Raw genomic sequence first — 25,222 nt, 5'->3', positions numbered from 1 at the left:
GGCCTGCCCGCCGGTCGCAGCGGCCAGGTCGTGGACCACGGCCGGCGACGGTGCCTCTGGCCGCTGGCGGGGCGGTCAGCGCCGCCAGAAGAAGTGGTGCACGACCCCGCTCGGGCTCGGTATGCGTTCCAGATGGAAGCGATCGGTCAGCTCGTCGGGTGTGTCCCAGAGGCGTTTGCCCCTGCCGAGTTCGGTGGGGGTGACGGCGACGTGCATGTCGTCGATCAGGTCCGCCTCGAGGAAGGCACGCAGGGTGGTGACGCCGCCGCCGATGCGCACGTCACCGCCGTCCGCGGCCCCCTTCGCCCGCTCCACGGCCCGCTGCGGCGTGCCGTCGAGGAAGTGGAACGTCGTCTCGCCGAGTGTCAGACTCGGCCGCGGATGGTGGGTGAGCACGAACACCGGCGTGCGGAACGGCGGCTGGTCGCCCCACCAGCCCTGCCATTCGTGATCGGACCACGGGCCGGTCTGCGGACCGAACTTGCCGCGGCCCATGATCTCGGCCCCGATGCCGTGGGCGAAGTCGCGGGTGATCCAGTCGTCGAGTCCCCGGTCGCCGCCGGGCTCGGTGCGATTGACCCAGCTGGCCGTGGCACCCGCCCAGGCGAACAGCTCGCCGGGGTCGACGTCGCCGAAAGGCCGGTCGAAGCTCTGGTCGTGGCCGGCGCCGACACCGTCGGCGGTGACGGTGATGCAGTGGACCCGGACTCGCTGTGTCATGGCGTCTCCTCGGAGGTCGTTCGTGGGCTGTGGTGAGCGCGCGGTGCGGCGCTCTTCTCGTGGTCGTCACCGGCAGCCGGTTTCGCGACACCCGCGCCCCGGAATTCTCGGTCACAATTTCCCGACATCCGATCGCCTGGGCTGTCGCGTCGGCCGGTTCGGTGACGACCCCTGGGTGTGCCGCCGCGGTGGCGGCGCACCGACCGAGGAGGAAACAGTGAAGTACGTGATCCTGATGCAGGTCGACCCTGCGGTGCTGGAGAACCTCACCGAGGAGCAGCAACAGCAGATCGGGGAGGGGCACGGCGCGTTCATGGCCGAGACCAAGGAGCGCGGTGAGTTCGTCGCGACCCAGGCGCTCGCCGATCCGAGCCGGAGCAAGGTCGTCCGCAGCGGCGCCGACGGTCCGGAGGTGACCGACGGCCCGTTCGCCGAGAGCAAGGAGTACCTGGGCGGGTTCTACCTGGTCGACGTCGCCGACGAGGCGCGCGCGCTGGAGTTGGCGAAACGGATCCCCGACGCGAGTATTCCGGGGCTGGCGCTGGAGGTGCGTCCGGTGATGTTCGCGGACCTGGGCGAGGAGTGACCGAGCGGGACCGGGCGGAGGACCCGTGGCGCGACGCGGCGCCGCGGGTCCTCGCCCGCCTGCTGCGGGCCTACGGCAGCGGCCGGTTCGACCTGTGCGAGGACGCGGTGCAGGAGGCGCTGCTCGACGCGTATCGGTAGTGGCCGGCCGCACTTCCCGACGACCCGGTGGGCTGGTTGACGTCGACCGCCCGCCGGCGGTACGTCGACCGGGTCCGCAGCGACGCACGCCGCAGGGACCGCGAGGAGCGGACGGCCCGGCTCCATCCGCCGGTACACCCGGAGGTGGCCGAACGGGACGATTCGCTGCTGGTGCTGCAGTTGTGCTGTCATCCGGACCTGCCCCCGTCGGGCCGGGTCGCGCTGACCCTGCGCGCCGTGGCGGGGCTGAGCACGACGCAGATCGCCGGCGTCTACCAGCTGCCGGAACGGACGATCGCGCAACGCATCACGCGGGCCAAGCGCAAGCTCGCCGCGGTGGGCAGGGCCTTGCCCCGGCCGGAGCATGCGGCCGAGCGGCTGACGTCGGTCCTGGACGTGCTGTACGTCATGTTCACCGAAGCGCACCACACGACCGGCGGCTCGCCGCCGCGCGACGCCGACCTGGCCGCCGAGGCGATCCGCCTCGCTCGGTTGCTGCGCAGGAGCCTGCCCGATTCGGCCGAGGTGGCAGGGCTGCTGGCGCTGATGCTGCTGACCGAGGCGCGCCAGCCCGCGAGGATCGGCCAGGACGGTGGGCTGCGCCCACTCGACGAGCAGGACCGCTCACTGTGGGACCGCGCGCTGATCGACGAGGGGACGACGCTGGTCGAGCAGACCGTCCCCGGCGTCGACCCGGGGCCGTATCTGCTGCAGGCGTGCATTGCCGCGGTGCACGCAGAAGCGCCCGATACCGACCGGACGGACTGGGACGAGATCCTCGTGCTGTACCGGTTGCTGGAGGCGGCGACCGCGCACGCGAACCCGACGATCACGTTGAACCGCATCATCGCGCAGGCGATGGTCCAGGGCGACGCGGTGGGGCTCGCCGGTCTCGACGAGCTCGAGGCGCGCCGGCCCGGGCTGCCGCGGGTGGATGCGGTGCGGGCGCACCTGCTGGAACGGTCGGGGCGGGCCGACGAGGCGGTGGCCGCATACCGCCGCGCGATCGCCGCCGCGGACAACCTCGCGGAACAACGGCACCTGCGGGACCGGGTGCGGCGACTGGTTGCGAGCGACTGCTGAAGGCGTGGGCACCGGCGGTGGGCGAGCGGCTGCCGGGCGAGTGGATGCCGGGGGAGCGGCGCGGTGGAAGCCGGGTCCGGCGGCCGGGTGTTACGCCGGTCGTGCCTGTGCGGTCCGCGCTTTCGCCGGTGGTCCCTGGGGCGCCGGTCCGGTGTCGCGGGCGGCGTCAGGGATGCGTTTCGCCGCGCCGGCGGTGGGGTCGCCGATCTGGTGGGACGGCGCGGGCGCGGTGTGGTCGGAGCCGTTCCGCAGTGCCTCGTTCCGCTGTTCCTTGTCCCGCATCGCCGCGATCTGCGGGGTCCCGTTGCGCTGGACTCCGTTCTGCCCGTTCCCGGTTTGCGGGGTCTCCTGCTGCGCGGTCCCGTGCTGGCCGGATGTCACCGGAGTCGGCGCCTGCTGGGCTGCTGGTTGCTGTGTCCCCGGTTGCTGGGTCCCCGGCTGCCGAGTCACGGTCCGCTGGGAACCCGACTGCTGGGAACCCGACTGCTGAGCCGCGGTCCGGTGTGCCGTCTCGTTGGTCGGCTGGTTGGCGGTCCGGCCGGTGCCGTCCTGCAGACCCGGGGGCGGTGCGGCGGCGACACGCAGGGGCGTGTCAGCTGCCGGCGCGCCCTCGATGCGGCGGTCACCGGTGTCGGCGGAGCCTGCCTCGTGGATCTCGGTTTCGCCCACCGCGGCGAGACTGGCACTGATCGTGCGCTGGAACTGCCGGTGCACGTTGGCCAGTTCGTGGCGTAGCGCGTGGACGCTCTGTGTCACCGGGTCCTTGTCGGACAGCGTGCCCGTTTCGGTGGCGCGCAGCAGGACGTCGATGTGGCCGTGCAGCCGCTGGTGTACGTAGCCGAACGCGATGAGCTGGTGTTGCACCTCCAGGCTCGGCGACGTCCGGGAGAGCGCCTTGATCATGGTGTCCTGCCAGCGCTGGCAGGACTGGCGGTAGTGCCGGTTCGCGGACTGGCGGTAGTGCGGTGCCACCTGGGTGTCGAGGCCGATGCGGATGAGTTCGGTGCTGGCGTCGACCAGTTCGCGGGCGGCCATGGTGAGCGCGTAGGCCCATTCCCACTGCTCGGCCTGGGCGCTGGCCTGGTTCTCCTGTTGCGCCTGTTCGAGCTGGGTGTTGGCGAGTTTGACCTGCTCCCACGCCCAGCGCGCCTGGTCGCGGGCGCTCTCGTCGGCCTCGGCCGCTTGCCCGGCGTGGTTCTGGGTCTCGCTGGACAGGTCGCGGACCTTGACGGCCAGTCTTCGCATCTGCTGTGCCTGCCGGCGGGCCACCACGAGCTGCCAGCCGGCGAGGGACACGGCGACGACCGCCACTGCTGCCAGGCCCACCGCCACCCAGAGGGCTACCTCCGCTGTCCGCATGGGTGCCGAGGTTCTCACATTCCGTTTTGATGAACATGAGAGGTGAGGTAGGACTCACCGGTTAGGATGCGCGTTCTTACGGAGAGTGTTCCAGTTGTGTCGGTTCGCTCTCACGATCGGGACGAATCGGAACCGCGGCCACACTGCTCTCGACAGAGTTGCCCACGACCACACTGCCGGCGACGACGCCGTCGCATCCGCCGTGTCGCCGGACTCGGGTCAGGAGCGGGCGCACGCCTCGCCGGTTGTCCGATTCAGCTCGGGTCGTGGCGGGTGTCCCGGCGGGGTGTGATGAGGCGGTCGGTGTAGCCGGCCGCGACGAGGCGCTCGTAGGCACGACGGACGTCGCCGGGGATGTGCGCAGGTGCGATCTCGCCGGATCGGCTCTGCAGCTCGAGCCGTTGCGTGTCGCCGACGAGCATCGCCGCCACGAGGTCCGGTTCGCCGATGGCGGCGAGGTAGGTGTCGAGGTCCTGGCGGGCGCCGCTGCAGCGGATGTCGACGCCCGGCCAGCGTGCCGCCGCGACGGCTTGTGCGCGGCGTTGTTGGTAGGGGCGGGAGACGAGCAGCACGCTGCGGGGCGTGACGCCCTCGGCCGTGAGCAGGGCGCGGGTGTTGTCGATGTTCTGGACGGTGCTGGTCGCCTCGGTCTCGATGTGCACGGCCTCGTCCGGAACGCCGTGGCGTATCGCGATTTCCCGGAAGTGGACGGCCTCGCCGCGCGGGAACCGCCCGGCGGTGGTGGGTTTGGTGGCGCCGGTGAACACGAGGAGCGGGAACAGGCCGCGGCGATACAGTTCGGCGGCGTGGACGGCGACGCCGCCGTCGTGGCTGCCGAGGCCGACCGCGACGTCGGCCGGTTGCAACGGATCGTCGACACGGTGGAAGTCCCAGAGCGTCTCGACATCGGCGCGGACGGGGCCGGGCCAGCCGTCACCGGGGGCGGCACGGACGTCGCGGCGGCTCGGGTCCGTCATGAGCCCATCCTCGCCGACCGAGGGCCGGAGCGGCCGCTGTGACCCCCGAATGGCTGTGGCTCACCGCACCATGCACGGATCGCGAGCGTGCATGCGCGCCGAGATCGCGAATGATGGAACCCGACAGGCGCCGATAGGCCTCGGCGGCAGGCGGCGGAGGAGTAGCGGGATGGCCGCGGACACGGACACGCTGGACGACCTGTTCGACGCACACGATCTACCGGGTCTGGAGCGGTGGGTTGCCGACCACCCGCCGCACGAGGTCGCCGACGAGCTCGCCCGCGCCGATGGAGTCAGGGCGGCCCTGCTGTTCCGGTTGCTCGACAAGGATCGCGCGCTGACGGTGTTCGAGGAGCTCGACCCGCCGGACCAGCACAAGGTGCTCGCCGAACTGCGCGGCGAGGCGTTCCGGGACGTCGTCGAGGAGATGGACCCCGACGACCGTGCGCGCCTGCTCGGCGAGGCGCCCGCGAAGTTCGCCCGGCAGGTGCTCGCCGGGCTCAGCCCGCGGAAGCGGTCGATGACGGCGGCCCTGCTCGGCTATCCGGACGGTTCCGTCGGCCGGTATATGAGCCCGGAGACCGTGGCGTTGCGGCAGCGGCGGACTGCGGGCGAAGCGCTCGGCGTGGTTCGTGAACGCGGCGCCGACGCCGAGACCGTCTACACGTTGCCGGTTACCGACGACCAACGACGGTTCGTGGGCGTGGTGTCGTTGCGCGATGTCGTGCTGAGCGACCCCGATCGGTCCGTGACCGAACTACTCAAAGAGGACTATCCGCTGGTGGAGGCCACCGACCAGGCCGAGGACGCCGCCCGCCTCATGCAGGAGGCGAACGTGCTGGCGCTGCCGGTGGTCGACAGCGAGAACCGTGTGCTGGGACTGCTCACCATCGACGACGCGTTCGAGGTCATCGAGGCGGCCGACACCGAGGACATCGCTCGGCAGGCTGCCGCGGCGCCGTGGAGTGGTCACTACATGTCGGCGAGCGTCGTGCAGTTGGCCCGATCCCGGGTGGTGTGGTTGTTGCTGCTCATCGTGGCGGCGACGTTGACGGTCAACGTGCTGCAGTTCTTCGAGGACTCACTCACGGCGGTCACCGCACTGGCTCTGTTCATCCCGTTGCTCACCGGCGCCGGCGGCAACGCGGGGTCGCAGGCGGCGACGGCGACCGTGCGCGCGCTCGCCGTCGGCGAGGTGCGCACGCGCGACCTGTTGCGCGTGGCGTGGCGGGAAAGCAGGGTGGGTCTGCTGCTCGGAGCGGCGCTCGGCGCCGTCGGATTGATGATCGGCAGCGTCCTGGTCGACGTGCCGGTGGCCACGACCGTTGCCCTGTCCCTGGTCGTCATCTGCAGCTGGGCCGCCACGGTGGGCGCCACCATGCCGCTGCTGGCCAAGCGGCTCGGCATCGACCCCGCTGTGATCTCCGCGCCGCTCGTCACGACCCTGGTCGACGCCACAGGCCTGCTGATCTACTTCGTCATCGCCCATGCGGTGCTCGGCGTCTGAGGCGGTTGAGGCCGAGTGCGTCGGTACCGCGGTGCCGGCGTTCGCGCACCGGAAAACACAACTCCACCGGAAGACCACCGACGCCGCCACGTCGTGACCACCGACCCGCTCCGGCGCCGGTGCTCGGTCGGTCGCTCGGAGATGTGAGGAGCGGGCTCCTGCCGTGCCTGGCCCGCCGTCCGGTGGAGCGGCGTTGGTGGTCACGGTGTGACGGCGGCGTTGGTCACGGCGTGACGATGGCGAATCCCGGATCGGGAGGGTCGAGCACACCGAGCAACCGGGCGAGTACATCGGTGGGACCGTCGATGGCCAGGTCGCCGGAACGCTCCAGCTCGTCGGGTGTCGACCGTCCGGTCACGAGCGCGATCAGCGCGCTCCGCCCGACCCTGATCCGGGCATCCGCAGGCTCTCTGCCGATGCCCGTGCCGTGGACGAGCACCCCGTTCGACAGCCGGGTCCAATGGTGCTGTTCGTCCTCGGCGGTGACCGTCCAGTCGATCCCGGCCTGCGTCGCCGCGGCGCGTGGACCGTCGACCTGGATGGCCATGCTGTCGAAGATCTGCCCCAGGCTCAGCTGCGCGAGGATGTCCGGCGACGCGGTGACGGTCGGTGTGCCGATGTTGCCGTGGCGCAGTTCGAAGGCACCGGTGAGGTAGAAGTTGCGCCAGGGGCCGTTCTCCGCTCCGAAGCCGAGCTGCTCGAACGCCGCCGCCTGCAGTTCCCGGGCCGCGGCGTTGCCGGGTTCGGCGAAGACCAGATGCCCGGTGAGTTCTGCTGCCCACCGGAAATCGCCCTCGTCGTAGGCGCGGCGCGCGACCGTCAGGAGCGCCTCGGGACCGCCCATCGCATCGACGTAGCGCCGCCCGGCCTGTTCCGGCGGGTGCTGCCACAGGTGGGCGGGATTGCCGTCGAACCAGCCCATGTAGCGCTGGTACACAGCTTTCACGTTGTGACTGATCGAACCGTAGTAGCCATGGGTGTGCCAGGCGTCCACGAGCCCGGGAGGCGGCTCGAGTATCTCGGCGATCTCGGTGCCGACATAGCCCTGGTTCAGGAGTCGCAGGGTCTGGTCGTGCTGGTAGGCGTACAGGTCGCGCTGCTCGGACAGATACGCCACGAGCTCGTCGCGGCCCCACGTCGGCCAGTGGTGCGAGGCGAACACGACATCGGCCGAGTCGGCGAACAGCTCGATCGACTCCTGGAGATAGGCGGCCCATGCGTGCGGGTCGCGGACCTGGGCGCCGCGCAGGGTCAGCAGGTTGTGCAGCGTGCGGGTGGCGTTCTCCGCCATGCACAACGCGCCGTGGTCGGGGAAGAGGAAATTCATCTCCGACGGTGCCTCCGTCCCCGGAGTGACCTGGAAGACGATGCGCACGCCGTCGAGGACCGCCTCGTGCCCCGTGGTGCCGACGTCCTGCGTGGGCGGGATCAGGGTGACCGTTCCCGTCGACACCGTCATCCCGAGACCGGCGCCCAGTTGTCCCGTGGCCCCGATAGGCAGAGCCGCGCCATACATGTACGCCGCGCGGCGAGCCATGGCGGTCCCGGCGTAGACGTTCTCGGCCACCGCATGCTCGAGGAAGCCCTCGGGGGCCAGGATCGGCACCGCTCCGGAGGTCACGTCGTCGTCGGTGATCACACCCCGCACGCCGCCGAAGTGGTCGGCGTGGCTGTGCGTGTAGATCACCGCCGTGACCGGCCGGTCGCCGCGGTGCCTGCGGTAGAGGGCCAGTGCGGCGGCTGCGGTCTCGGCGCAGAGCAGGGGGTCGATGACGATGATCCCCTCGCGGCCCTCGACCACGGTCATGTTCGACAGATCCAGCCCGCGCACCTGGTAGATGCCGCCCGTGACCTCGTAGAGGCCGTGCCGGGCGACCAGCTGGGCCTGCCGCCACAGGCTGGGGTTCACGGTGTCCGGCCGCGGGCTCCGCAGGACGTCCGCCCACGCGTCGGCATCCCAGACCACCCTGCCGTCGTCCGCACGCACCTGCGCGGGCCGGATCGTGCCGATGAAACCACGGTCGGCGTTGCGGGTGTCGGTGGTGTCGGAGAACGGGAGGCGGTCCTGAAGGTCGGCGTTCGCGGCGGCGACGCCCGCGCTGGCGACGGTGTCGGTCATGGGACTGTCGTTCCTTTCCGGATGACGAGAGGCCGCGGTCATGGCAGCCGGTGGCCGCGCCCGTGATTGTCAGCGGATCGCCCCTCGACCGGCGTCATCCGCCGCGGGTGAGCGGCGGGCCGTCGCGCCGAGCGTGGTGCGTCAGCCGGGATCCGTATCGCCGGACGAGAATTCGGGAACACGCTGCAGCGCGACGAGGCGGAGCCCGAGATTGCCCAGCAGCCCGATGATGCCCTGGAGATGCGCATCGTCGGTCACGACTCCGTAGATGATGGTCTCGGGCGGTGCCGGCACGACCTCGAGCGGGCCGAGTTGCCCGACGGCGTGCCGGGTGCTTTCTGACATGTGTCCGCTCACGCGGAACTCGTAGCGGGTCGGCGGCACCGGTCCCCTCCTTCGGGTGACGCGTGCGGTGACTACCGGGTGGCCGGTTTGCCGGCGTGCACCACGACGGCCCAGATCACGAGGACGTCCAGGGCGATCGCGACGAGTGACCACGCCGGGAAGGCTGGCAGGAACGCGACCTGGGCGAGTGCGTTCAGCCCGGCCAGTCCAGCGGCGACCGCTCGTGCCCAGGTCGCGCCGGTGGTGAGCGCGACACCGGCGAGGACGGCGGCGCCCCCGATGATGAGGTGGATCCAGCCCCACCCGGTCAGGTCGAAGACCAGCAGACCTGCGGAACCGACCAGGTAGTAATCCTGCTCGAACAGTGCGACCAGCCCGAAGAGCACATTGAACAGTCCGACCAGGACCAACATGATGCTGGCGAACGCGACCCAGCCGGCCCCCTGCTCGGGGTGCAGGTCGTCGATCCGGCTCGTGCCGCTGCCGCCGCGATGGGTGCCCGGATGTGTCTCGCTCATGCTCGTCTCCCGTGTGCGCCTGCCGATGGTGCTCCGGTCCGGGTTCCACACTGCGCCGTGTCCCGCGTGCCCGGGTCACCCGTCGTTGGTGAATCGGGCGGCGATTCGCGCGCTCCGCCGTGCGGTGTGACCGTGGAGGGGAGCGCGTCGGGAGGAGAGTGCCGCAGTGGAGCACGATGTCCCGCGCCGTAGCCGGGTGCCGAGGCTGAAGACCGCGGTGCCGGCTCTCGCGCCGAACCTCGTGACACGCGAACGGTTGTCGGCGGTCCTCGACCGCGCACCGAGCGCGGGTGTCGTGTGGGTGTGTGCGCCTGCGGGAACCGGTAAGACCACGCTGCTGACCCAATGGTGCGGCGGGCGGGCCGGTGCCACCCCGGTGTGGGTGTCATTGGACGCCGACGACAACGACGAGCCGCGATTCTGGTCGGCGCTGCTGCAGGCGGTGGAGAACGGTGTGCCGTCCGTCCGCGAGCGCCCGGTGTCCGTCCCTGCGCATCCGAGCGAGGACCCGGAGTTCCTCGCGACGATCGCCGAGACTCTGGGCAGTGTGGCCGGCGGTGCCGTCCTCGTACTCGACGATGTCCACGAGCTCACGAATCAGGCGACGTTGCACGGCCTGGCCGGTGTGCTGCGGGGCCTGCCTCGGACCGCGCGAGTGGTGCTGTCCGGGCGTGCGGTCCCGGGCGCGCCGCTGACCCGGAAGGGTCTCGGGGTGAGCGTGACGGAAGTGTCGGCCGAGCAGCTACGGTTCACGGCCGGCGAGGCCGCACACCTGCTCGCCGAGGCGCAGCCGGATGCGCCACCCGGCACACTGCCCGAGCTGATGCGGCGCACGGAAGGGTGGGCCGCGGGGTTGCGGCACGCGGCGCTGGAGCTGCGCGCGCACGCCGGTGACGGCCGGGATATGGCGGCGCCGGCTGCGGTGCGGGCCCTGCCCGCGGCCGGCCACATCGCCGATGAGGTGTTGTCGGCGATGGGGGAGCGGGACCGGCAACTGGTGGCCGCGCTGGGCGTGTGCGACGAGGTGAGCCCGGAACTCGCCGCGGCGCTGTCGGGCCGTCCCGACACCGAGGCGCGGCTCGCGGCTCTCGAACGTGGGTCCGTCGTCGCCCGGCGACAGGTCCCCGGCGGCACGCGGTATCGCCTCCGTGCGCCGTTCCGTGAGCACGCACGCGCCGTGCTGTACCGACGGGATCCGGAACGTGCGGCACGACTCGCCGGGGTGGCGGCGGAGTGGTACGCCGCGGGGGCGGAACCGGCGGCGGCACTGGCCCACGCGTGCGCCTCGCGGCAATCCGGCACGATCCGCGCCGTACTGCGCCGATGCGCGATCCCGGCGGTGCTCGCGGGCGAACACGACCTCGTGCGGCGGGCGTTGGCGGCACTTCCCGCCGAAACCGCGGCGGGGGACGGGCTCCTCGCTCTCGTCGCCGCCTTCGTGCGGGTGGAGGCGGGCGAGGCGGAACTGGCCGAACTGGACCTCGTTCGGGCGGACGCGCTGGTGCGTTACCGCGCCGGCACGGAAACGGACACCCTGCGGCGCCTCGTCGGAGCGCGGATCCGCCGCATCACCGGCCAACCCGACGACGGCGGGGACAACGGCGATGCCGCACGGGTCGTGCCGTCGTCCCCGCTGGAGGCGATGGTGCAGCTCCACCGGGCCGACCTGCTGCTGTGCCGGGACAGGCCCGGCGAAGCCGGTGAGCTGGCGGACTCCGCACTGCGCGCGGCCAGGGCCGGGCGTGCGGATTACGTGGTGGCCCGGTGCCTGACCACCCTGAGCGGGGTCGCTGCGCTTCGCGGGGATTTCCGGTCGATGACCGAGTTGGCATCGAATGCCGCCGCGGCCGACGCGGAGGGACCGTGGGAGGCGGGAACGGCCGCGGCGGAGGCACACCTGCTGCTCGGCTACGGCGCCCTGCTCCGCGCAGAGCTGCGTTGCTGCCTGCAGCACGTCGACGAGGTCCTCCGGCTGCTGGACCGACACCGGACGGGTGCACACGGGACACGGCTTGTCGCGACGACCCTGCGCGGTGCCGCCGAGTCCGAGCGGGGCGAACGGACGCGCGGGCTGCACCGGGTGTGCTCCGCGCGCGACGCGGCCGACACCGGCCGGGCACCCGGCATCGCGGTGCTGCTCTGCGGTTTCCTCGAACATCGGCTCGCCCTGGACCTGCACCGCCCCGACGTCGCGGTGCGGGCCCGGGAGCGGTGCCACGAGGTGGCCCCGGGCAGCGGCGAGATCGCCGTGATGCGGGCGCGCGAGCAGCTCGCCTCGGGACGCCACGGACCTGCGGCGCGAGTGCTCAGGCCGGCGCTGACGGAGCGTCTTCCGATGGCTCTGCCGTGGTCGACAGTGTGCGCGGTGCTGGCCGACGCCGAGATCCAGCAGCTCGCGGGCCGGTCCCGGGAGGCCGAACGCGCGCTGGTGCGGGCGATGGAGCACGCGCAGTCCCAGAATGTGCTCTACCCGCTCGTGGTCGCACCGCCGTTGATCGGGGATGTGCTGGAGACCGGTCTCGGCCGATTCGGCGCATGCGAGCCGTTGGCGCGCAGGGTCGCCGCCGCACGCCGTGGTCTGCCTCAGCTGGCTCCGCTCACGCTGACCGAGCGGGAGCGCGCGGTACTGGGTCTGTTGCCGACCGCGCTCTCGCTGGAGGAGATCGCCGACGACCTCACGGTGTCGCTGAACACGGTCAAGACGCACACGCGGGCCATCTATCTCAAGCTTGGGGTCACCAAGCGCGCCGACGCCGTGGGTGTCGCGCGGGCACACGGACTCCTCGACGATGTGCACCTCACCGTCGCCGGGTGAGGATTCCGCCCCCGCGGGAGCGTCCGCACGCGGGCGCGGTGGCGGCGTCGCGGGTGTGGCAGCGCGGCGAGCCTGTGGAGGTGACAGCAGGGGAGAGCGGAACGCGCCGTCTGCGGTCGTCGGGCACCAGGGGCGTGACACGGTCACGCGAGCGGTGAACGACCCGCGGCAGCACGTCCCGGATTGGCCTATCGTCGGTCGCGTGGGAGCTTCGCGGTCCACGGGGACGTGTCGGCACGGCCCGGTACCGCACACCAAGATCGCTGTCCCGGCTGTGGCGGCCATGTCACTCACCCGTGAGGACTTGTTCGCTGCGCTCGACGACGCCGTCGAACGTTGCCCGGTCACGCTGGTGTGCGCCCCCGCCGGGTACGGGAAGACCAGCCTGCTCGCCGGCTGGGTCGCGGCGAGCGGCGCCGCGGCCGCATGGGTCTCGGCCGATCGTCGCGACGACGACCCCCAACGGCTGTTCTGTGCCATGGCGCGCACGATCCGCCGGCATTGCCCGGTCCCGCGAGGAAACGGGCTGCACGGCTGGAGCCATCGAGCGGGGGACCAGGCGGACACTGTCGCCGAGTTGCTCGACGCGGTGGGGGAATTGCCGGGCCGGATTCGGCTGGTCGTCGACGATGTGCACGAGATCTCGGATCCCTCGGTCTGGCACGGCATCGAGACCATGATCCGGTACCAGCCGGACAATCTGCGGCTGGTGCTGTCGAGCAGGGCGGACCCGCCGTTGCCGTTGGCGCGACTGCGGTTGCGCGGTGAGCTGGCCGAGCTGCGCGCGGGCGACCTGAGATTCGCCGAGCCGGAGGCCGATGCGCTGCTGCGCCGCGCCGGCGTCGTACTCGAGGCCGGAAGGCTCACGCGGCTCGTGGAGCGCACGGCAGGCTGGCCGGCCGGACTGCGCATGGTCGCCCGTGCGTTGCAGCACGACCCGGACCGAGCCGGGTTCGTCGACGACTTCGCCGTGAACGATCAGTCCGTGGCGGCGTTTCTCATGGGAGAAGTGCTGGCGGGAATGCCGGAGGGGACCGCAGAGGTTCTCCGGGCCGTCAGCGTCTGCGCCGAGGTGAGTCCGAGGTTGGCCGCGGCACTGTCGGGCCGGCCGGATGCCGGGTCCGTCCTCGCCGATCTGGAGTGGGAGGGGGCTTTCGTCGCTCGTGTCGGGCAGCGGGAACCCCGGTATCGGGTCCATCCGATGTGGCGCTCGTTCCTGTACGGCGACGTGCGGCGGCGCCGCCCCGACGCGGTCGGCCGACTGCATGCGACGGCGGCCGCCGGACTGGCGAGTGAGGGGCTGCTGCCGGACGCGCTGGACGAGGCGGCGCGGTGTGACGACTCCGGGTTCCTGGTGCGCCTGCTCGTGCGGTACGGGCCCGTGCTGCTGTTCCGCGGCGAGGGTGACGCCGTGCGGCGGGCGCTGGAAGTCGCCGAGCGAGATCCGAGGGCGCGGAACGATCCACGCCTGCTTGTGGTGTCGGCGATCGCCGACCTGCAGGCCGGACGGCCGCCCGCGGATGCGGCTGCCACCGCATCCGCGCCGGCGACCGGCTCCGACGCCGACGGCATGGTGAGAACCCTGCTCCGTTCCGCGCTGGCGCTGTCCCGGGGCGGCGAGCCGGAGCAGGTTCCCGATACGGCCGGGACCGGCCGACCCGAACTGCAGGCCTGGGCATGGTTGAACCGCGGTTGGATCGCGCTGCGCGACGGCCGGGTCGATGCCGCGCGTGAGGCGCTGCGGGCTGCGCAGCGCCTCGCGGAGGAGCACGGCCTGCCCGGGATCCTGTCGCATGTACAGCCCGCCCGGGAGTCGGCCGCGTGGCTCGCCGGGGACCTCGCGGATGCGGCGGCCGCGCACGAGGCCCGGGAGGGGAGCGCCGAGCCGGGTGGTCCGGATGTGTCGCTGTTGCTGCACAGGCTCACCGGTGCGTTCTTCCAGCTGCTTCGAGCGGAGCCCGACGCGGCCCGCCGGTCGATCGGTGATGCGGCCGAGGTCGACCTGACGAGACATCCGGTCCTGGCCTACCTCGTCGAGGTGGTCAACGGAACGTGCGCGATGGACGGCGGGAAGCGCTCCGCAGGCTTGTGGCGGTTGCGCAGGGCGCGGACGACGCTCGGGACGATACCGGTGCCGGCTCCGGTCGCCGCCGTGGGAGCGCTGGCCGAAGCCGGCGGCGCCGTACTGGCCGGGGACGAATCGGCTGCCCGTGAGACGGCCGACTGGCTGTGCGAGCGGGTCGGACCGAGCGCGGAAGTGGCACTCATCCGCGCGTGGACGGCGGGGGTACCCGTCGGCGTGCCCGACTCCGGCGGCGCGGGCAGTCGGGCGGTCCTGCCGGTGCTGACCGAGGTGCACGGCCGGGTGCACGACATCGGCCTGGCGTTGAGTTCGGGGCGCCGGACGCATGCGTTCGAGCTCCTCCACGTCGCGTTGCGCACCGCAGAGCCGGTTCACCTGATCAGGCCGTTCGCGGTGGCAGACCGGCGAATCGCCCGGCTGCTGGTCGAGCATGCCGGTGGCTTCGCTTCGCTGGAGCCGTTCGGCCTGGCGATCCGGCAGGCGGTTTTCGGCGCAGGCCGGAGCGGCGCCGGTGACGGAGGCGTGGGGCTGACCGCTCGTGAACGGGACGTGCTCGGCCACCTGAGCTCGATGCGTTCCCTGGAGGAGCTCGCCGCGACACTCGGGGTCTCGGTGAACACGGTCAAGACACACGTGCGGTCCGTCTACGCCAAGCTCGGAGTCCACACCAGGCGAGGGGCGTTGGCCGAGGCTCGGCAGCGGGGGCTGGTCGACGTGCCCGCCGGTGACGTCCGGGTGCCTCACCCACGCCGGATGAGGCATCCGGACCCGGACGTCGCGCACGATACGGCGGAGGGCTGAAGGGAGGCGGGTCATGACCGCGAAACCGGGCCCGCACCGACGTTTCCACATCGGACCACGCCAGGTCGTGGCACTGCTCGTCGCCGTGGTCGTGGTGCTGTTCGTCGTGCAGAACCGCGACGTCGTGGACATGCACCTGTTCACGATCGTGGTGTCGGCGCCGTTGTGGACCGCGTTGGTCGTCGTGGCCGCGTTGGGGGCGCTCGCAGGGTTCCTGCTGACCCGGAAACGGTGACCGCGCGAGGCGACCCCTGACATTCGCGTCCCGGAAGGGCCGGTCACGAAGGACAGCCGTGCCGGAATGCCGCAGAGTCCGCGTCGTCGGGGGAGGCAGGGGCTCGCCGCGGGTTTCTCATCCGGTACGGACGAGGTGTGCCGCAGCGGTGCCGGTTAACGTCGCCGCCATGACGGCCGGCCCGGACCTCGTGGTGCGCGGAATGCCGCGCGCGGTCGTGTTGCTGATCGGCGCGGCGTCGGCCGTCGTGGTCCTCGTCGGACTGATGGCGGCGTCCTGGCTGGTCGGTCCGCTGTTTCTCGCCCTGGTCGTCGTCATCACCGTGAGTCCGGCATCGCAGTTGTTGCGCAGGTGGGGACTGCCGACCTGGGTCGCGACGTCCGTGCTCGTGCTGCTGGTGTACGCGCTGCTCGCCGGACTGGTCGGGGTGCTGGTCGTGTCGGTCGCGCAGCTGGCCGCATTGCTGCCCCGCTACACCGCGCGCGCCGACGACCTGGTGTCGTCGGCCACCGCGGCACTGGGCAGATTCGGCGTGGATGCGGAACATCTCCGGCCCGCGACGTCCAGTCTGGACCTGAACCGGGTGCTGGGATACGTCCAGGCCGTGCTGTCCTCTGTGACCGGGGTGGGCGCGAGTGTGCTCTTCCTGCTCGCATTGCTGTTGTTCCTCAGCATGGAAGCGACCGGCGCCGATGCCCGTCACGGTGCCGTGAGCGCCGACCGGCCCGGGATCGGCACCGCGATCGCGGGATTCGTTCGGGGCACTCGGCGGTACATGCTCGTGACGACGGTGTTCGGCCTGATCGTCGCCGTGCTGGACGGTGTCGCCCTGTGGTTGTTGGGTATCCCGCTGCCGGTGCTGTGGGCGCTGCTCGCGTTCATGACGAACTACATCCCCAACGTCGGGTTCGTGCTGGGTGTCGCGCCACCGGCGATTCTCGGTCTGCTGGAGGGCGACTGGCGTCTCATGGTCGGCGTCATCGCCGTCTACGTCGTACTCAACTTCGTCGTGCAGTCGGTGATCCAGCCTCGGTTCGTGGGTAACGCGGTGGGGCTGTCGACGATCGCGACGTTCCTGTCGCTGGTGCTGTGGGGGTGGGTTCTCGGACCGGTCGGGGCGATCCTCGCGGTGCCGCTGACCCTGTTGACGAAGGCGGTGCTGGTCGACGTGGATCCCCGGGCCCGGTGGGTCGACGCGCTGCTGGCGAGTAGCGCACTCGTGGCTGTTCCCCGGGCGCCGCAACCCGGTCCGTCGGATGCCGCCCCGCCGCCTGCGGCCGCCCCGCAGTCGGAAGCTGATCCGCCGTCGGACGGTGATCGGCGGGACGGATCGACCTGAGTCGGGAACGAACACCCGACGGCCGGCTGAGTCGCCGCGTGCCGCTGCGGATAGTTCGATCCTGGGGTTCTTCGTGAGGTGGATGGTGGGGAACCGGTCTCGAGTGGTGCGCGTGAGCCAACTCGCCGTCGTGGGTCCCCACGTGGTCCCAAGACGAAGGCTGTGCAGATCGAGGGCCGGCACACGAAAAGCCACTGATCTCAACAGCAAGAAGCCCCTGACCTCGAAAACTCCGAGATCAGGGGCTTCTTCCCGCCGGTCGGGCTGACAGGATTTGAACCTGCGACCCCTTGACCCCCAGTCAAGTGCGCTACCAAACTGCGCCACAGCCCGGCCATCACCTCGCGTCGAGGCGATGTCGGTACTGTACCGCGTCCGCGACAGCCGCCTCACAGCGGGTCGCCGAAGATCAGGCACCGTCGACTGCGCTGCGGAGCCGCGGCGAGGACCACGCCGGTACGCAGGCGCGACCGCCAGCGGCCACGGGACCGCGTCTGCAGGTGGCTGGCTCATCGCGCTCGACCGGTGGCGCGCACTCGACCCCGCGGACTGCTCCGAACAGGGGATGGGACGGCCGAGTGGTGTGCTCACGGCGGTGCGCTCGGACACACCCGGCGGCCGCGGCCGTTTCCGCGGCGAGCGCTCCCGGCTACCCGATGAAGGCATCTCTCGCAGGGTGAAGGGAGACCGACATGCCTGACGACGCCTTTCTGGCCTTCCTCGTGCTGGGCGCGCTGATGATCGTGGCGGACGGTCAGATCCTGTACCGCAGCGGGAAGCGTTACTTGTCCGATGTGGACGACACCAGGGCGGGTTCGCAGGCCCGCCTCGCCAGCGTGCTGTTCCATCTGCTGATGCTCGGCGTGCTGGCACTGGTGGCCGTGCTCGACCTCGGCTTCGGCGGCGGAGTCCTGCGCGCGACCGTCGGCAACCTGGGCGTGCTCCTCCTGTTGCTCGCCGCCGCGCACGCGGTCACGATGACCGTGCTGGCGAACATGCACGAGACCGTCCTCGTCGAGGAACGCCTCGACGCACCGGGCCGTGCCGCGGGGGACCGGCGGGCGCGGCGCCAGGCAGGACCCGTCGTGGCACCGGTGCCGGGACAGCGCGGCCGCGACCCGCAGCTGAGCCCGTCCATCGAGGACCATGCCGAATGACCCGCTGCTATCCGGGACGACCTACAGCGCCGCCGCGCCGTCCGCGACCCACAACCGGCCGCCGACGGCGGGCGCGGGCGGTCATCGACCCCACGTCGGCCAACGCGGCGACGACCACAACGCGGTGACGGCCGGCCGGGGACGACCACAGCCCGGCGACGAGCACGGAGCAGTGACAACCCCGGACCTGTGACAACCCCGGACCTGCGACAACCACAGAACCGGCGACGACCACAGAACCGGCGACGACCACAGAACCGGCGACGACCACAGAACCGGCGACGACCACAGAACCGGCGACGACCACAGAACGGTGACAACCGCCGGAGCGGGAACGGGCACGTGGCAGCGACCGTCACGGCACGTCCAGGAAAGCGGGTGCCGACTCCGACGGCGCCCACCGTCACCGCGACGGTGACAGCAACGCGCGCAGCCGGAGTCTCCCGGCGACAGCCAGCGCGGGCTTGGCCAGAACCCATTCCCCCAATCGATACTCCCGCCCGCGCACCAGCCGCACGGCGAGATCGGGCCGGTTGCGCCAGAGGCATACGCGCGCCTTCTCCGCGTGCAGCGCGTGCGAGACGACGGCGATCGTGCCGGCGTCCTCGAGCAGGGGCGCGACGTTGACCACGTTCTCCCACGTGGTGCGGCTGGCCGTCTCGGTCAGCAACGGCCCGTCGTAGCCGCGGACGCCGCGAGCGTAGGCAGCCATCACGGTCGCCTCCGGGACCGGCCCGGCCACCGCGCCGCCGGTCAGGATCAGCCGCGCGCCCCGTGTGCGCGACCGGAGCCCCGCGCGCACGCGCCAGCGGTTGACGGCGTTCGCCCGTACGCCACGGTTGCGGTACCCGAGCACGACGACGACATCAGGCCCGTCGCCGCGACGGGACGTGCCGAGCCACCGCCGTGACGACCGCCAATGCTCGACCTCGCCCCACACCAGGACGGCGATCACCGCGGCGGCCGCCGTCGTCACACGCATACCCCGACCGTAGGCCGGGACCGCCGGGACGCGCTCGTGGACGCGGCCGCAGGTGCTGTGACCACGGTCGCTCCGGCCGCGGTCACGGCAGGGTCCTGTTACTGCGCCGTGCTAAGCATGTCGGCGTCCCAGCGGGAGCGGGACGGACCGAGGAGGCAGGCATGAGTGGATCCGACGGCAGCGGCCCGGCGGGCCGTGACCATCCGTTCGACGCGGCCGTCGCGCTGAAGCCGGCCGACACCGGCGACGGCACGTACACGGGGGCGACGCACCCGGCCTACGCCAACATGGTCGGCCCCTACGGCGGCATCACCGCGGCGACGCTGCTCGAAGCCGTGCAGTGCCACCCCGAACGCCTCGGCGTGCCCGTGTCACTGACCGTCAACTACGCGGGGCCCGTCGCCGACGGCGAATTCACCGTGTCGGCCCGCCCGTCGCGCACCAACCGCTCCACCCAGCACTGGTCGCTCGAACTGACCCAGGACGGCCGGGTCATCACCACCGCCACCGCCGTGTACGCGGCACGGCGCGACACGTGGGCCGACACCGAGGCGACCATGCCGGACGTGCCCGAGCCGGAGGCCGTACCCGTCACGCCCATGCCGGACGAGGTCCAATGGGCCAAGAACTACGAGATGCGGTTCCTCGACGGCGCTCTGCCCGCACTCGAAGGAGCCCCGGAATCGCCGGACTCGACGACGATGCTGTGGGTCCGCGACGCCCCGGCCCGCCCGCTCGACTTCCCGGCCCTGGCCTCGCTGTGCGACGTGTTCTACCCGCGCGTCTTCCTGCGCCGCGGACAGGCCATGCCCGCGGGCACGATCTCGCTCACGGTCTACTTCCACGCCGACGAGGCGGTCCTGGCCGACCACGGCACACGTCCGGTGCTCGCCCGCGCCCGCTCGAACCGCTTCGGGCGCAGCTACTTCGACCAGTCCGCGTGCCTGTGGGGCACCGGCGGTGAGCTGCTCGCCACCACACACCAGCTGGTCTACTTCAAAGGCTGACACCGCCCCGGCCGGTCGCCCCGCCGCGGCATCGCCGGTGGACCGCCGCCACCGCCGCAGGACACGGCAAAGCAGAGGGGCCACGGCAAAGCAGCGGGCCACGGCGAAGCAGAGGGGCCACGGCAAAGCGGCGGAACACGGCGAAGCGGGCCCCGGCGCCGGGTGACGGCGACCGGGACCCGCTCCGTGTCCGGCGGCGACTACGGGATCGCCACGTCGGGCGACTCGGCGAGAACCTCCCGGTTGGCGGACGCGAGCTGCCAGGCGGTCTCCCGCAGCGGCACCCCGTCGACGTCCCACGAGCTCAGCAGCATCGCCACCTTCGACTGCATCTCGGTGCGCAGCCGGTGGAACGACGTTGCCGGATCGGCGTCGACGTAGCCGAGCAGCAGCCACCACGCCCACGCCGCTGCACCGGCGTTGGCGACGAAGTCCGGGATGACCGGGATCTCGCGGGCCGCGAGCATCGCCTCGGCCTCCGGCGTCGTCGCCGAGTTGGCGGCCTCGACGACGACCTTGGCCGCAACGTCGGAGACGTTGTCCGGCGTGACCGCGTACGAGATCGCAGCGGGGACGAGGATGTCCGCAGCCGTGGCGATCACGGCGTCCCGCGGCAGCTGCTGCACGTCCTCCGGAAGCCGGCTCCGGTCGATCTCGCCGTAGGCGTCCCGCAGTTCGAGCAGCGCGGGCACGTCGAGCCCCTCCGGCCGGTACAGCGTGCCCGCGGCGTCCGCCACGGCCACGACGGGCATACCGGCCTCGTGGAGGTAGAACGCCGCGCCACCACCCATCGTGCCGATGCCCTGGATCGCCACGGTGGTCGTCTCGTTCTCCCAGCCCCACGCACCGGCCGCGCCGAGGCAGGCCTGGGCGACGCCGTAACCGCCGATCACGTCGCCGAGCAGCAGGCCACCGGGCACGGGCGCGTTGAGCCCGGCCTGCACCCGCCGGAGCGTGCGCTCCGGGTGCGGGGCCCGCCTGATCGCGGCGTGGTAGCTCTGCTCCAGCCCGAGCCGGTCGAAGACGTCGTCGATCAGGTGCTGCGGCACACCGAGGTCTTCGGCCGTGACCCAGTGCGCGTCCAGCCACGGACGCATCGCCTGGCAGAAGCGTTCGAGGACCTCGAGCGCGCGGGGGTCCTTCGGGTCGAAGTCGATGCCGCCCTTGGCGCCGCCCACGGGAAGGTCGAACGTCGCGGTCTTGGCCGCCATGCCGCGGGCGAGGTCTTCGACCTCCTTCATGGTGCAGCCCGCGCGCATCCGAGTGCCGCCGGTCGCCAGGCCGGAGGCGAGGGTGTGCACCACGAGGAAGCCCTGGGCACCCGTGACCGGGTCGGTCCAGGTCAGCCGCAGCAGGGGCTCGCTGGTGCGAATGTCGGTCGCGCCAGCGGCCCGGGTGCCGGCCGCGGTGCCGCCGGCCGCTGGACGGTTTTCCATCGTGGTCACCTGAAACGCACCTCCACCATTCGTGTCGCCTGTTGTCGCCTGCTGCCGGGCCCGGCGCACCTGAAAACGGCAGCGTCCACCGCCACTCGGCGGTGTGCCGTTTCGTCGGTGAGGATCGGTGCTCAGCTGCGCTGATGCCGTGGTCGCCCGCTGCCTGCCCGCTACCTACAGCGTGGGCCCGGGAACGGCTGCGCGTCCAGTTAAAGATCACGCACGGAACCGTTCACGCTTCCTGCACAGGCCCACGTGTCTACGCTGACGGCCATGGAACTGTCGTTGCACCGCCTGCGCATGCTGCGCGAACTGAACCGGAGGGGCACCGTCACCGCGGCGGCCGGTGCGCTGCACTACTCGGCCTCGGCCGTCTCGCAGCAACTGGCTCAACTGGAACGCGACGTGGGCGTGCAGCTGTTCGAACGGCTGGGACGGAGGGTGCAGCTGACCGAGCTCGGCACGCTGCTGGCCGAGCACGCGGAGGAGATCCTCGACTCGGTGGGCAGGGCGACGCATGCGCTGGAGAACGCCCAGGACGGGCTGTCGGCGCGGCTGACGGCGGGAGTGTGGGCGTCGGTGGCCTCGGGGCTGCTGCCGCCCGCGCTGACGGCGCTGGCATCCGAACATCCCGGCATCGAGGTGCGTACGCGCGAACTGGCTCCCGAGGAGACGGCGGGCGCGGTGCGGGACGGCACGCTCGATTTCTCGTTCGTGATCGACTACTCGGACTATCCGATGCCGTGGGATCCGGCGCTGGCGCGCGAGGTCGTCGCGGTGGAACGGCTGCACGCCGCGGTGCCGACCGGTGTCGTGCCCGAACCGGCGGTCTCGCTCATCGACCTCGCCGAACACCCGTGGGTGCTGGCGGGACCGCGGTCGCATTTCGGCCGCGCCGTCCGGATCGCCTGTCAGCAGCGGGGATTCGAACCGAAGATCGCGCACGAGGTTGAGGAACAGGCCACCGCCCTGGCGATGGTCGGTTCCGGGCTGGGCGTCACGCTGGTGTCAGACCTCGGACTGTCGCTGCTGCCGCCCGGTGTGGACATCATCGCGCTGACCGAACCGGTCATGCGGCGCGTGTCGATCGCCTATCGGGCGAAGGGCACACCCCGGCCGTCGCTCCGGCTGGTCATCGAGGCGGTGCGGGCCGCGGCGGCCGAGAAGGGACTCGGCGCCAGCGCCACGCTGCCGTGACCCGGCTCCGCAGGGACGTGGCCGGCGGGACGGGTCCGCTCCGGGACACGGCAGCCGGGGACGGGTCCGCTCAGCGGTCTCCGGCCGGGATGACGATCCAGAGCGCGAGGTACAGCAGGAACTGCGGGCCGGGCAGCAGGCAGGAGGCGACGAATGCCAGCCGCATGGTCCGCGGCTTCCAGCCGAATCGGTGGGCCAGGCCCGCGCACACCCCGCCGAGTACGCGGTCGCTGCGGGAACGGGTGAGCTTCGTGGTCGTCGTCGTCATACCTCCACCATGCTCCCGCGGCATGCATGCGGCATCGGGGACGTCCCCGATGCGGCCCCCGAGATCGTGGCTGTCCACGAACCCGGCCGCCCGGCGCTACGGTCGGTGCATGTCGCGTGCGGACAACCTGCCCACCTATACGATCCGCCAGCTGGCCGCGTTCGTGGCGGTGGCGGACACCGGAACGATCAGTGGTGCAGCTGAGCGCCTGCACCTGTCGCAGTCGGCGCTCGCGGCGGCCGTCACCGATCTGGAGAAGGCGCTGAAAGTCCAGCTCACCGTGCGGAAGCGCGCGCGGGGCGTGCAGCTGACGCCGACCGGCGAGACCGTGCTGAGTCGGGCGCGGACCCTGCTGCGGCAGGCGGGCGAACTGCAGGCCGACGCCGCGGGTGAGAACGGTGTCGTGGCGGGGCCACTGGCACTCGGCTGCTACCCGTCGCTCGGGCCGACCGTTCTGCCGGAACTGTTCCGCGCTTTCACCCAGTGTTACCCCGACGTGCGGATCGAACTGCACGAGGCGACGCAGAACCGGCTCCGCAGCAGCCTCGACGACGGTGAGCTCGACCTGGCCATCGCCTACGACCTCGGGCTGTCGCAGGATTGGCGGACCAGCACGCTGGGGACCCGCGATCCGCTCGTGCTGCTCGCTCCGGACCACCCGTTGGCCGGTGCTCCCGGGCCGCTCCGGCTGGTGGACCTCGCCGCTGAACCGATGGTACTGCTCGATGCACCCCCGAGTTCCGAGCACGCCTTCGAGGTCTGTCGGCAGGCCGGGTTCGCCCCACGCGTGGCGTACCGGACGCAGAATTTCGAGACCGCGAGGGCGTTCGTCGGCCGCGGTCTGGGGTGGACCCTGCTCGTGCAACGGCCGCAACACGACCGGACCTACGACGGTTCCAGCGTCGTCGCCCGTACCGATCTGGAGCCGCGGCCTGATCCGGTCGAGATCGTCGTCGCCTGGAACCGAGGATCGATGTTGAGCACGGTCTCGCGGACGTTCGTGCAGTTCGCGGCCGGCGCGAGGAGCACTTCCCTGGAATCCCCGGGGAACAACCCTGGATAGTTGCGCTTTTCGGGGCGCGGAAAGGCGGGCGATGCTTCCTGCGGTGCGCGGTGCACCGGAGCCCGCGCACACAGACATCCCGAAAGGCGAGACCAATGACGGCGACCGCCACACCGGCGTCCGGTTCCTCCGGGACGCCTGATCCCCAGCCGACCGACACGCAGCCTGGCGCCTCGGCCGAGCACGACCGCCGGAACGCCCGCCGAGCCGTGACGTCGAGTTTCGTCGGCACCGCCATCGAGTGGTACGACTTCTTCATCTACGGCACGGCCGCGGCACTGGTGATTGGTCCGCAGTTCTTCCCCGGCGGATCGTCGGTAGCCTCGACCCTCGCGGCGTTCGCGACGTTCGCGGTCGGGTTCGTCGCCCGCCCGATGGGCGGCGTCGTGATGGGCCACTACGGCGACCGGATCGGCCGCAAGTCGATGCTCGTGCTGTCGCTGGTGCTGATGGGAGCGGCGACCGTCGGCATCGGCCTCTTGCCGACGTTCGACGCGATCGGCGTCGCGGCGCCGATTTTGCTGGTGCTGCTGCGGTTCGTGCAGGGCATCGGCGTCGGCGGCGAATGGGGCGGTGCGGTGCTCGTGGCGACGGAGAACGCGCCCACGGGCAAACGGGGTCTCTACGGCGCCGCACCGCAGCTCGGTGTTCCCGCGGGCGTACTCGGCGCCAACCTGGTGTTCCTGCTCATGACGACGTTGCTCGACGACGCCGCGTTCGCGTCATGGGGCTGGCGCATCCCGTTCCTCGTCAGCGCCGCGCTCGTCGGCGTGGCGATGTGGATCAGACTGGGTGTCGCCGAGAGCGATGAGTTCAGCAGCGCGCGCCAGACCGACGCGGTCGCGAAGCTGCCCGTCGTCGAGGTGTTGCGCCGCAACGGGAAAGTCGTGTTGCTGGCCGCGGGCACGTTCGTCGCCACCAACGGCATCGCCTATGCCTTCATGGTCTACGTGCTCACCTACGGCACCGAGGAACTCGGCTTCCCCCGTTCGACCATGCTGTGGCTGCTCATCGGTGCTTGTCCTGTGTGGATGGCGGGGATGGCCCTGTCGGCGTGGAAATCCGACACCGTGGGCCGGCTGCGGGTGTACGTTATCGCTTCCACGGCGTTGGTCGTCGCGGCCGCCGCGTTCTTCCCGTTGCTCGACACCGCATCGATACCGCTGATGACGGTCGCCATGCTCGTGCTCGGTTTCGTGCTCGGGACCACGGCGGGGCCGCAGTCGGCGCTGTTCGCGGAGTTGTTCCCGGTGCACCTGCGCTACAGCGGGGCCTCACTCGGCTACCAGATCGGCGCGATTCTCGGCGGTGGCCTCGCCCCGTTGCTGGCCACGTCGCTCTACGCGGCCTTCGGCGATTCGTTGGCCGTCACCGGTTACTTCGTCGTGCTCGCCGTGATCAGCCTCGGCTCGGTGCTCGCCCTCCGTGCCTCCCGCGCCGAGCCTCCGACCCCCACGCGCGCCGATCAGGAGGTGACGGCCTGAC

Annotated in this window: 22 protein-coding genes and 1 tRNA gene; 13 read left to right on the top strand and 10 right to left on the bottom strand. The window is 71.5% G+C overall.

Features of this window, described 5'->3' with window-relative positions:
* Positions 1 to 75: 75 nt before the first annotated feature.
* Positions 76 to 720, bottom strand: a complete 645-nt coding sequence (locus LY40_RS03010; RefSeq protein ID WP_258935865.1) for a dihydrofolate reductase family protein — start codon at positions 718 to 720, stop codon at positions 76 to 78.
* Between the two features lie 217 nt (positions 721 to 937).
* Between LY40_RS03010 and LY40_RS03005 the strand changes: the two genes are divergently transcribed.
* From LY40_RS03005 to LY40_RS03000, 3 genes are read left to right on the top strand one after another with little or no spacing between them, the layout of a single operon-like run.
* Positions 938 to 1,306, top strand: coding sequence for a YciI family protein (locus LY40_RS03005; RefSeq protein WP_183785962.1), 369 nt, complete (start codon positions 938 to 940; stop codon positions 1,304 to 1,306).
* A complete protein-coding gene (locus LY40_RS26030) occupies positions 1,303 to 1,446 on the top strand; it encodes a hypothetical protein (RefSeq protein ID WP_307876530.1) in 144 nt (47 codons plus the stop codon). The genes LY40_RS03005 and LY40_RS26030 overlap by 4 nt, the downstream gene beginning before the upstream one ends.
* A gap of 36 nt (positions 1,447 to 1,482) precedes the next feature.
* On the top strand, positions 1,483 to 2,529 hold the full coding sequence (locus tag LY40_RS03000; protein WP_307876529.1) for an RNA polymerase sigma factor: 1,047 nt from the start codon (positions 1,483 to 1,485) through the stop codon (positions 2,527 to 2,529).
* Positions 2,530 to 2,619: 90 nt separating this feature from the next.
* Here LY40_RS03000 and LY40_RS02995 read toward each other — a convergent pair whose 3' ends face one another.
* Both LY40_RS02995 and LY40_RS02990 read right to left on the bottom strand, forming a co-directional pair.
* Positions 2,620 to 3,888: a hypothetical protein gene (locus tag LY40_RS02995; RefSeq protein WP_258935864.1), complete on the bottom strand. Its 1,269-nt coding sequence runs from the start codon at positions 3,886 to 3,888 to the stop codon at positions 2,620 to 2,622.
* Positions 3,889 to 4,142: 254 nt separating this feature from the next.
* The gene (locus tag LY40_RS02990; RefSeq protein ID WP_258935863.1) at positions 4,143 to 4,865 is read right to left on the bottom strand and encodes a YdcF family protein; all 723 of its coding nucleotides are present in this window, start codon (positions 4,863 to 4,865) and stop codon (positions 4,143 to 4,145) included.
* A 169-nt stretch (positions 4,866 to 5,034) separates the two neighbouring features.
* Between LY40_RS02990 and mgtE the strand changes: the two genes are divergently transcribed.
* On the top strand, positions 5,035 to 6,372 hold the full coding sequence (mgtE, locus tag LY40_RS02985) for a magnesium transporter (RefSeq protein WP_258935862.1): 1,338 nt from the start codon (positions 5,035 to 5,037) through the stop codon (positions 6,370 to 6,372).
* 223 nt (positions 6,373 to 6,595) lie between these two features.
* Here the strand turns inward: mgtE and LY40_RS02980 are convergent, their stop codons facing one another.
* The 3 genes from LY40_RS02980 to LY40_RS02970 all read right to left on the bottom strand — a co-directional run bounded on the left by LY40_RS02980 (position 6,596) and on the right by LY40_RS02970 (position 9,354).
* A complete protein-coding gene (locus LY40_RS02980; protein ID WP_258935861.1) occupies positions 6,596 to 8,491 on the bottom strand; it encodes an alkyl/aryl-sulfatase in 1,896 nt (631 codons plus the stop codon).
* A 141-nt stretch (positions 8,492 to 8,632) separates the two neighbouring features.
* Positions 8,633 to 8,875 carry a DUF8691 family protein gene (locus LY40_RS02975; protein ID WP_183785950.1) on the bottom strand — a complete coding sequence of 81 codons (243 nt, stop codon included), beginning with the start codon at positions 8,873 to 8,875 and terminating at the stop codon, positions 8,633 to 8,635.
* Between the two features lie 32 nt (positions 8,876 to 8,907).
* Positions 8,908 to 9,354 (bottom strand): DUF7144 family membrane protein, encoded by a 447-nt coding sequence (locus LY40_RS02970; RefSeq protein WP_221213382.1) that lies wholly within the window; start codon positions 9,352 to 9,354, stop codon positions 8,908 to 8,910.
* Between the two features lie 166 nt (positions 9,355 to 9,520).
* Here LY40_RS02970 and LY40_RS02965 point away from each other — a divergent pair, with 166 nt between their 5' ends.
* The 4 genes from LY40_RS02965 to LY40_RS02950 all read left to right on the top strand — a co-directional run bounded on the left by LY40_RS02965 (position 9,521) and on the right by LY40_RS02950 (position 16,627).
* Positions 9,521 to 12,169, top strand: coding sequence for a winged helix-turn-helix domain-containing protein (locus LY40_RS02965; protein ID WP_258935860.1), 2,649 nt, complete (start codon positions 9,521 to 9,523; stop codon positions 12,167 to 12,169).
* 283 nt (positions 12,170 to 12,452) lie between these two features.
* Positions 12,453 to 15,053, top strand: coding sequence for a winged helix-turn-helix domain-containing protein (locus tag LY40_RS02960; RefSeq protein ID WP_258935859.1), 2,601 nt, complete (start codon positions 12,453 to 12,455; stop codon positions 15,051 to 15,053).
* A 13-nt stretch (positions 15,054 to 15,066) separates the two neighbouring features.
* Complete coding sequence (locus tag LY40_RS02955; RefSeq protein ID WP_183785944.1) at positions 15,067 to 15,288, top strand: LapA family protein; 222 nt, start codon at positions 15,067 to 15,069, stop codon at positions 15,286 to 15,288.
* Between the two features lie 169 nt (positions 15,289 to 15,457).
* Entirely contained in the window at positions 15,458 to 16,627 is a 1,170-nt protein-coding gene (locus LY40_RS02950; RefSeq protein ID WP_258935858.1) for an AI-2E family transporter, read from the top strand.
* 259 nt (positions 16,628 to 16,886) lie between these two features.
* On the opposite strand, the gene LY40_RS02945 is transcribed toward LY40_RS02950, so the two are convergent.
* Positions 16,887 to 16,960, bottom strand: a tRNA-Pro gene (locus tag LY40_RS02945).
* A 359-nt stretch (positions 16,961 to 17,319) separates the two neighbouring features.
* Here LY40_RS02945 and LY40_RS02940 point away from each other — a divergent pair.
* Positions 17,320 to 17,784 carry a hypothetical protein gene (locus LY40_RS02940; protein ID WP_183785942.1) on the top strand — a complete coding sequence of 155 codons (465 nt, stop codon included), beginning with the start codon at positions 17,320 to 17,322 and terminating at the stop codon, positions 17,782 to 17,784.
* 403 nt (positions 17,785 to 18,187) lie between these two features.
* Here LY40_RS02940 and LY40_RS02935 read toward each other — a convergent pair whose 3' ends face one another.
* Complete coding sequence (locus tag LY40_RS02935) at positions 18,188 to 18,766, bottom strand: YdcF family protein (protein ID WP_258935857.1); 579 nt, start codon at positions 18,764 to 18,766, stop codon at positions 18,188 to 18,190.
* A gap of 161 nt (positions 18,767 to 18,927) precedes the next feature.
* Between LY40_RS02935 and LY40_RS02930 the strand changes: the two genes are divergently transcribed.
* The gene (locus LY40_RS02930; RefSeq protein WP_183785938.1) at positions 18,928 to 19,773 is read left to right on the top strand and encodes an acyl-CoA thioesterase; all 846 of its coding nucleotides are present in this window, start codon (positions 18,928 to 18,930) and stop codon (positions 19,771 to 19,773) included.
* Between the two features lie 200 nt (positions 19,774 to 19,973).
* On the opposite strand, the gene LY40_RS02925 is transcribed toward LY40_RS02930, so the two are convergent.
* Entirely contained in the window at positions 19,974 to 21,218 is a 1,245-nt protein-coding gene (locus tag LY40_RS02925) for a Glu/Leu/Phe/Val dehydrogenase dimerization domain-containing protein (protein ID WP_372497670.1), read from the bottom strand.
* A gap of 264 nt (positions 21,219 to 21,482) precedes the next feature.
* On the opposite strand from LY40_RS02925, the gene LY40_RS02920 reads away from it, so the two are divergent.
* Entirely contained in the window at positions 21,483 to 22,406 is a 924-nt protein-coding gene (locus LY40_RS02920; protein WP_183785936.1) for a LysR family transcriptional regulator, read from the top strand.
* A gap of 70 nt (positions 22,407 to 22,476) precedes the next feature.
* Here the strand turns inward: LY40_RS02920 and LY40_RS02915 are convergent, their stop codons facing one another.
* Positions 22,477 to 22,674, bottom strand: coding sequence for a PspC domain-containing protein (locus tag LY40_RS02915; RefSeq protein WP_258935856.1), 198 nt, complete (start codon positions 22,672 to 22,674; stop codon positions 22,477 to 22,479).
* A 109-nt stretch (positions 22,675 to 22,783) separates the two neighbouring features.
* On the opposite strand from LY40_RS02915, the gene LY40_RS02910 reads away from it, so the two are divergent.
* The gene (locus LY40_RS02910; RefSeq protein ID WP_183785932.1) at positions 22,784 to 23,737 is read left to right on the top strand and encodes a LysR substrate-binding domain-containing protein; all 954 of its coding nucleotides are present in this window, start codon (positions 22,784 to 22,786) and stop codon (positions 23,735 to 23,737) included.
* Between the two features lie 95 nt (positions 23,738 to 23,832).
* Positions 23,833 to 25,221, top strand: coding sequence for an MFS transporter (locus LY40_RS02905; RefSeq protein WP_183785930.1), 1,389 nt, complete (start codon positions 23,833 to 23,835; stop codon positions 25,219 to 25,221).
* Position 25,222: the final 1 nt, after the last annotated feature.

Source organism: Prauserella salsuginis, assembly GCF_024648885.1.
Classification (GTDB): domain Bacteria; phylum Actinomycetota; class Actinomycetes; order Mycobacteriales; family Pseudonocardiaceae; genus Prauserella; species Prauserella salsuginis.
Note: the sequence above shows the minus strand (reverse complement) of the source record. Positions and strands in the feature narration are given on the sequence as shown.

Bases quoted from the DNA above. Each gene is read 5' to 3' on its own strand.
- LY40_RS03010 (WP_258935865.1), bottom strand. From the start codon at position 720: ATGACACAGCGAGTCCGGGTCCACTGCATCACCGTCACCGCCGACGGT.
- LY40_RS02995 (WP_258935864.1), bottom strand. From the start codon at position 3,888: ATGCGGACAGCGGAGGTAGCCCTCTGGGTGGCGGTGGGCCTGGCAGCA.
- LY40_RS02990 (WP_258935863.1), bottom strand. From the start codon at position 4,865: ATGACGGACCCGAGCCGCCGCGACGTCCGTGCCGCCCCCGGTGACGGC.
- mgtE (WP_258935862.1), top strand. From the start codon at position 5,035: ATGGCCGCGGACACGGACACGCTGGACGACCTGTTCGACGCACACGAT.
- LY40_RS02980 (WP_258935861.1), bottom strand. From the start codon at position 8,491: ATGACCGACACCGTCGCCAGCGCGGGCGTCGCCGCCGCGAACGCCGAC.
- LY40_RS02970 (WP_221213382.1), bottom strand. From the start codon at position 9,354: ATGAGCGAGACACATCCGGGCACCCATCGCGGCGGCAGCGGCACGAGC.
- LY40_RS02960 (WP_258935859.1), top strand. From the start codon at position 12,453: ATGTCACTCACCCGTGAGGACTTGTTCGCTGCGCTCGACGACGCCGTC.
- LY40_RS02955 (WP_183785944.1), top strand. From the start codon at position 15,067: ATGACCGCGAAACCGGGCCCGCACCGACGTTTCCACATCGGACCACGC.
- LY40_RS02950 (WP_258935858.1), top strand. From the start codon at position 15,458: ATGACGGCCGGCCCGGACCTCGTGGTGCGCGGAATGCCGCGCGCGGTC.
- LY40_RS02940 (WP_183785942.1), top strand. From the start codon at position 17,320: ATGCCTGACGACGCCTTTCTGGCCTTCCTCGTGCTGGGCGCGCTGATG.
- LY40_RS02935 (WP_258935857.1), bottom strand. From the start codon at position 18,766: ATGCGTGTGACGACGGCGGCCGCCGCGGTGATCGCCGTCCTGGTGTGG.
- LY40_RS02930 (WP_183785938.1), top strand. From the start codon at position 18,928: ATGAGTGGATCCGACGGCAGCGGCCCGGCGGGCCGTGACCATCCGTTC.
- LY40_RS02920 (WP_183785936.1), top strand. From the start codon at position 21,483: ATGGAACTGTCGTTGCACCGCCTGCGCATGCTGCGCGAACTGAACCGG.
- LY40_RS02915 (WP_258935856.1), bottom strand. From the start codon at position 22,674: ATGACGACGACGACCACGAAGCTCACCCGTTCCCGCAGCGACCGCGTA.
- LY40_RS02910 (WP_183785932.1), top strand. From the start codon at position 22,784: ATGTCGCGTGCGGACAACCTGCCCACCTATACGATCCGCCAGCTGGCC.
- LY40_RS02905 (WP_183785930.1), top strand. From the start codon at position 23,833: ATGACGGCGACCGCCACACCGGCGTCCGGTTCCTCCGGGACGCCTGAT.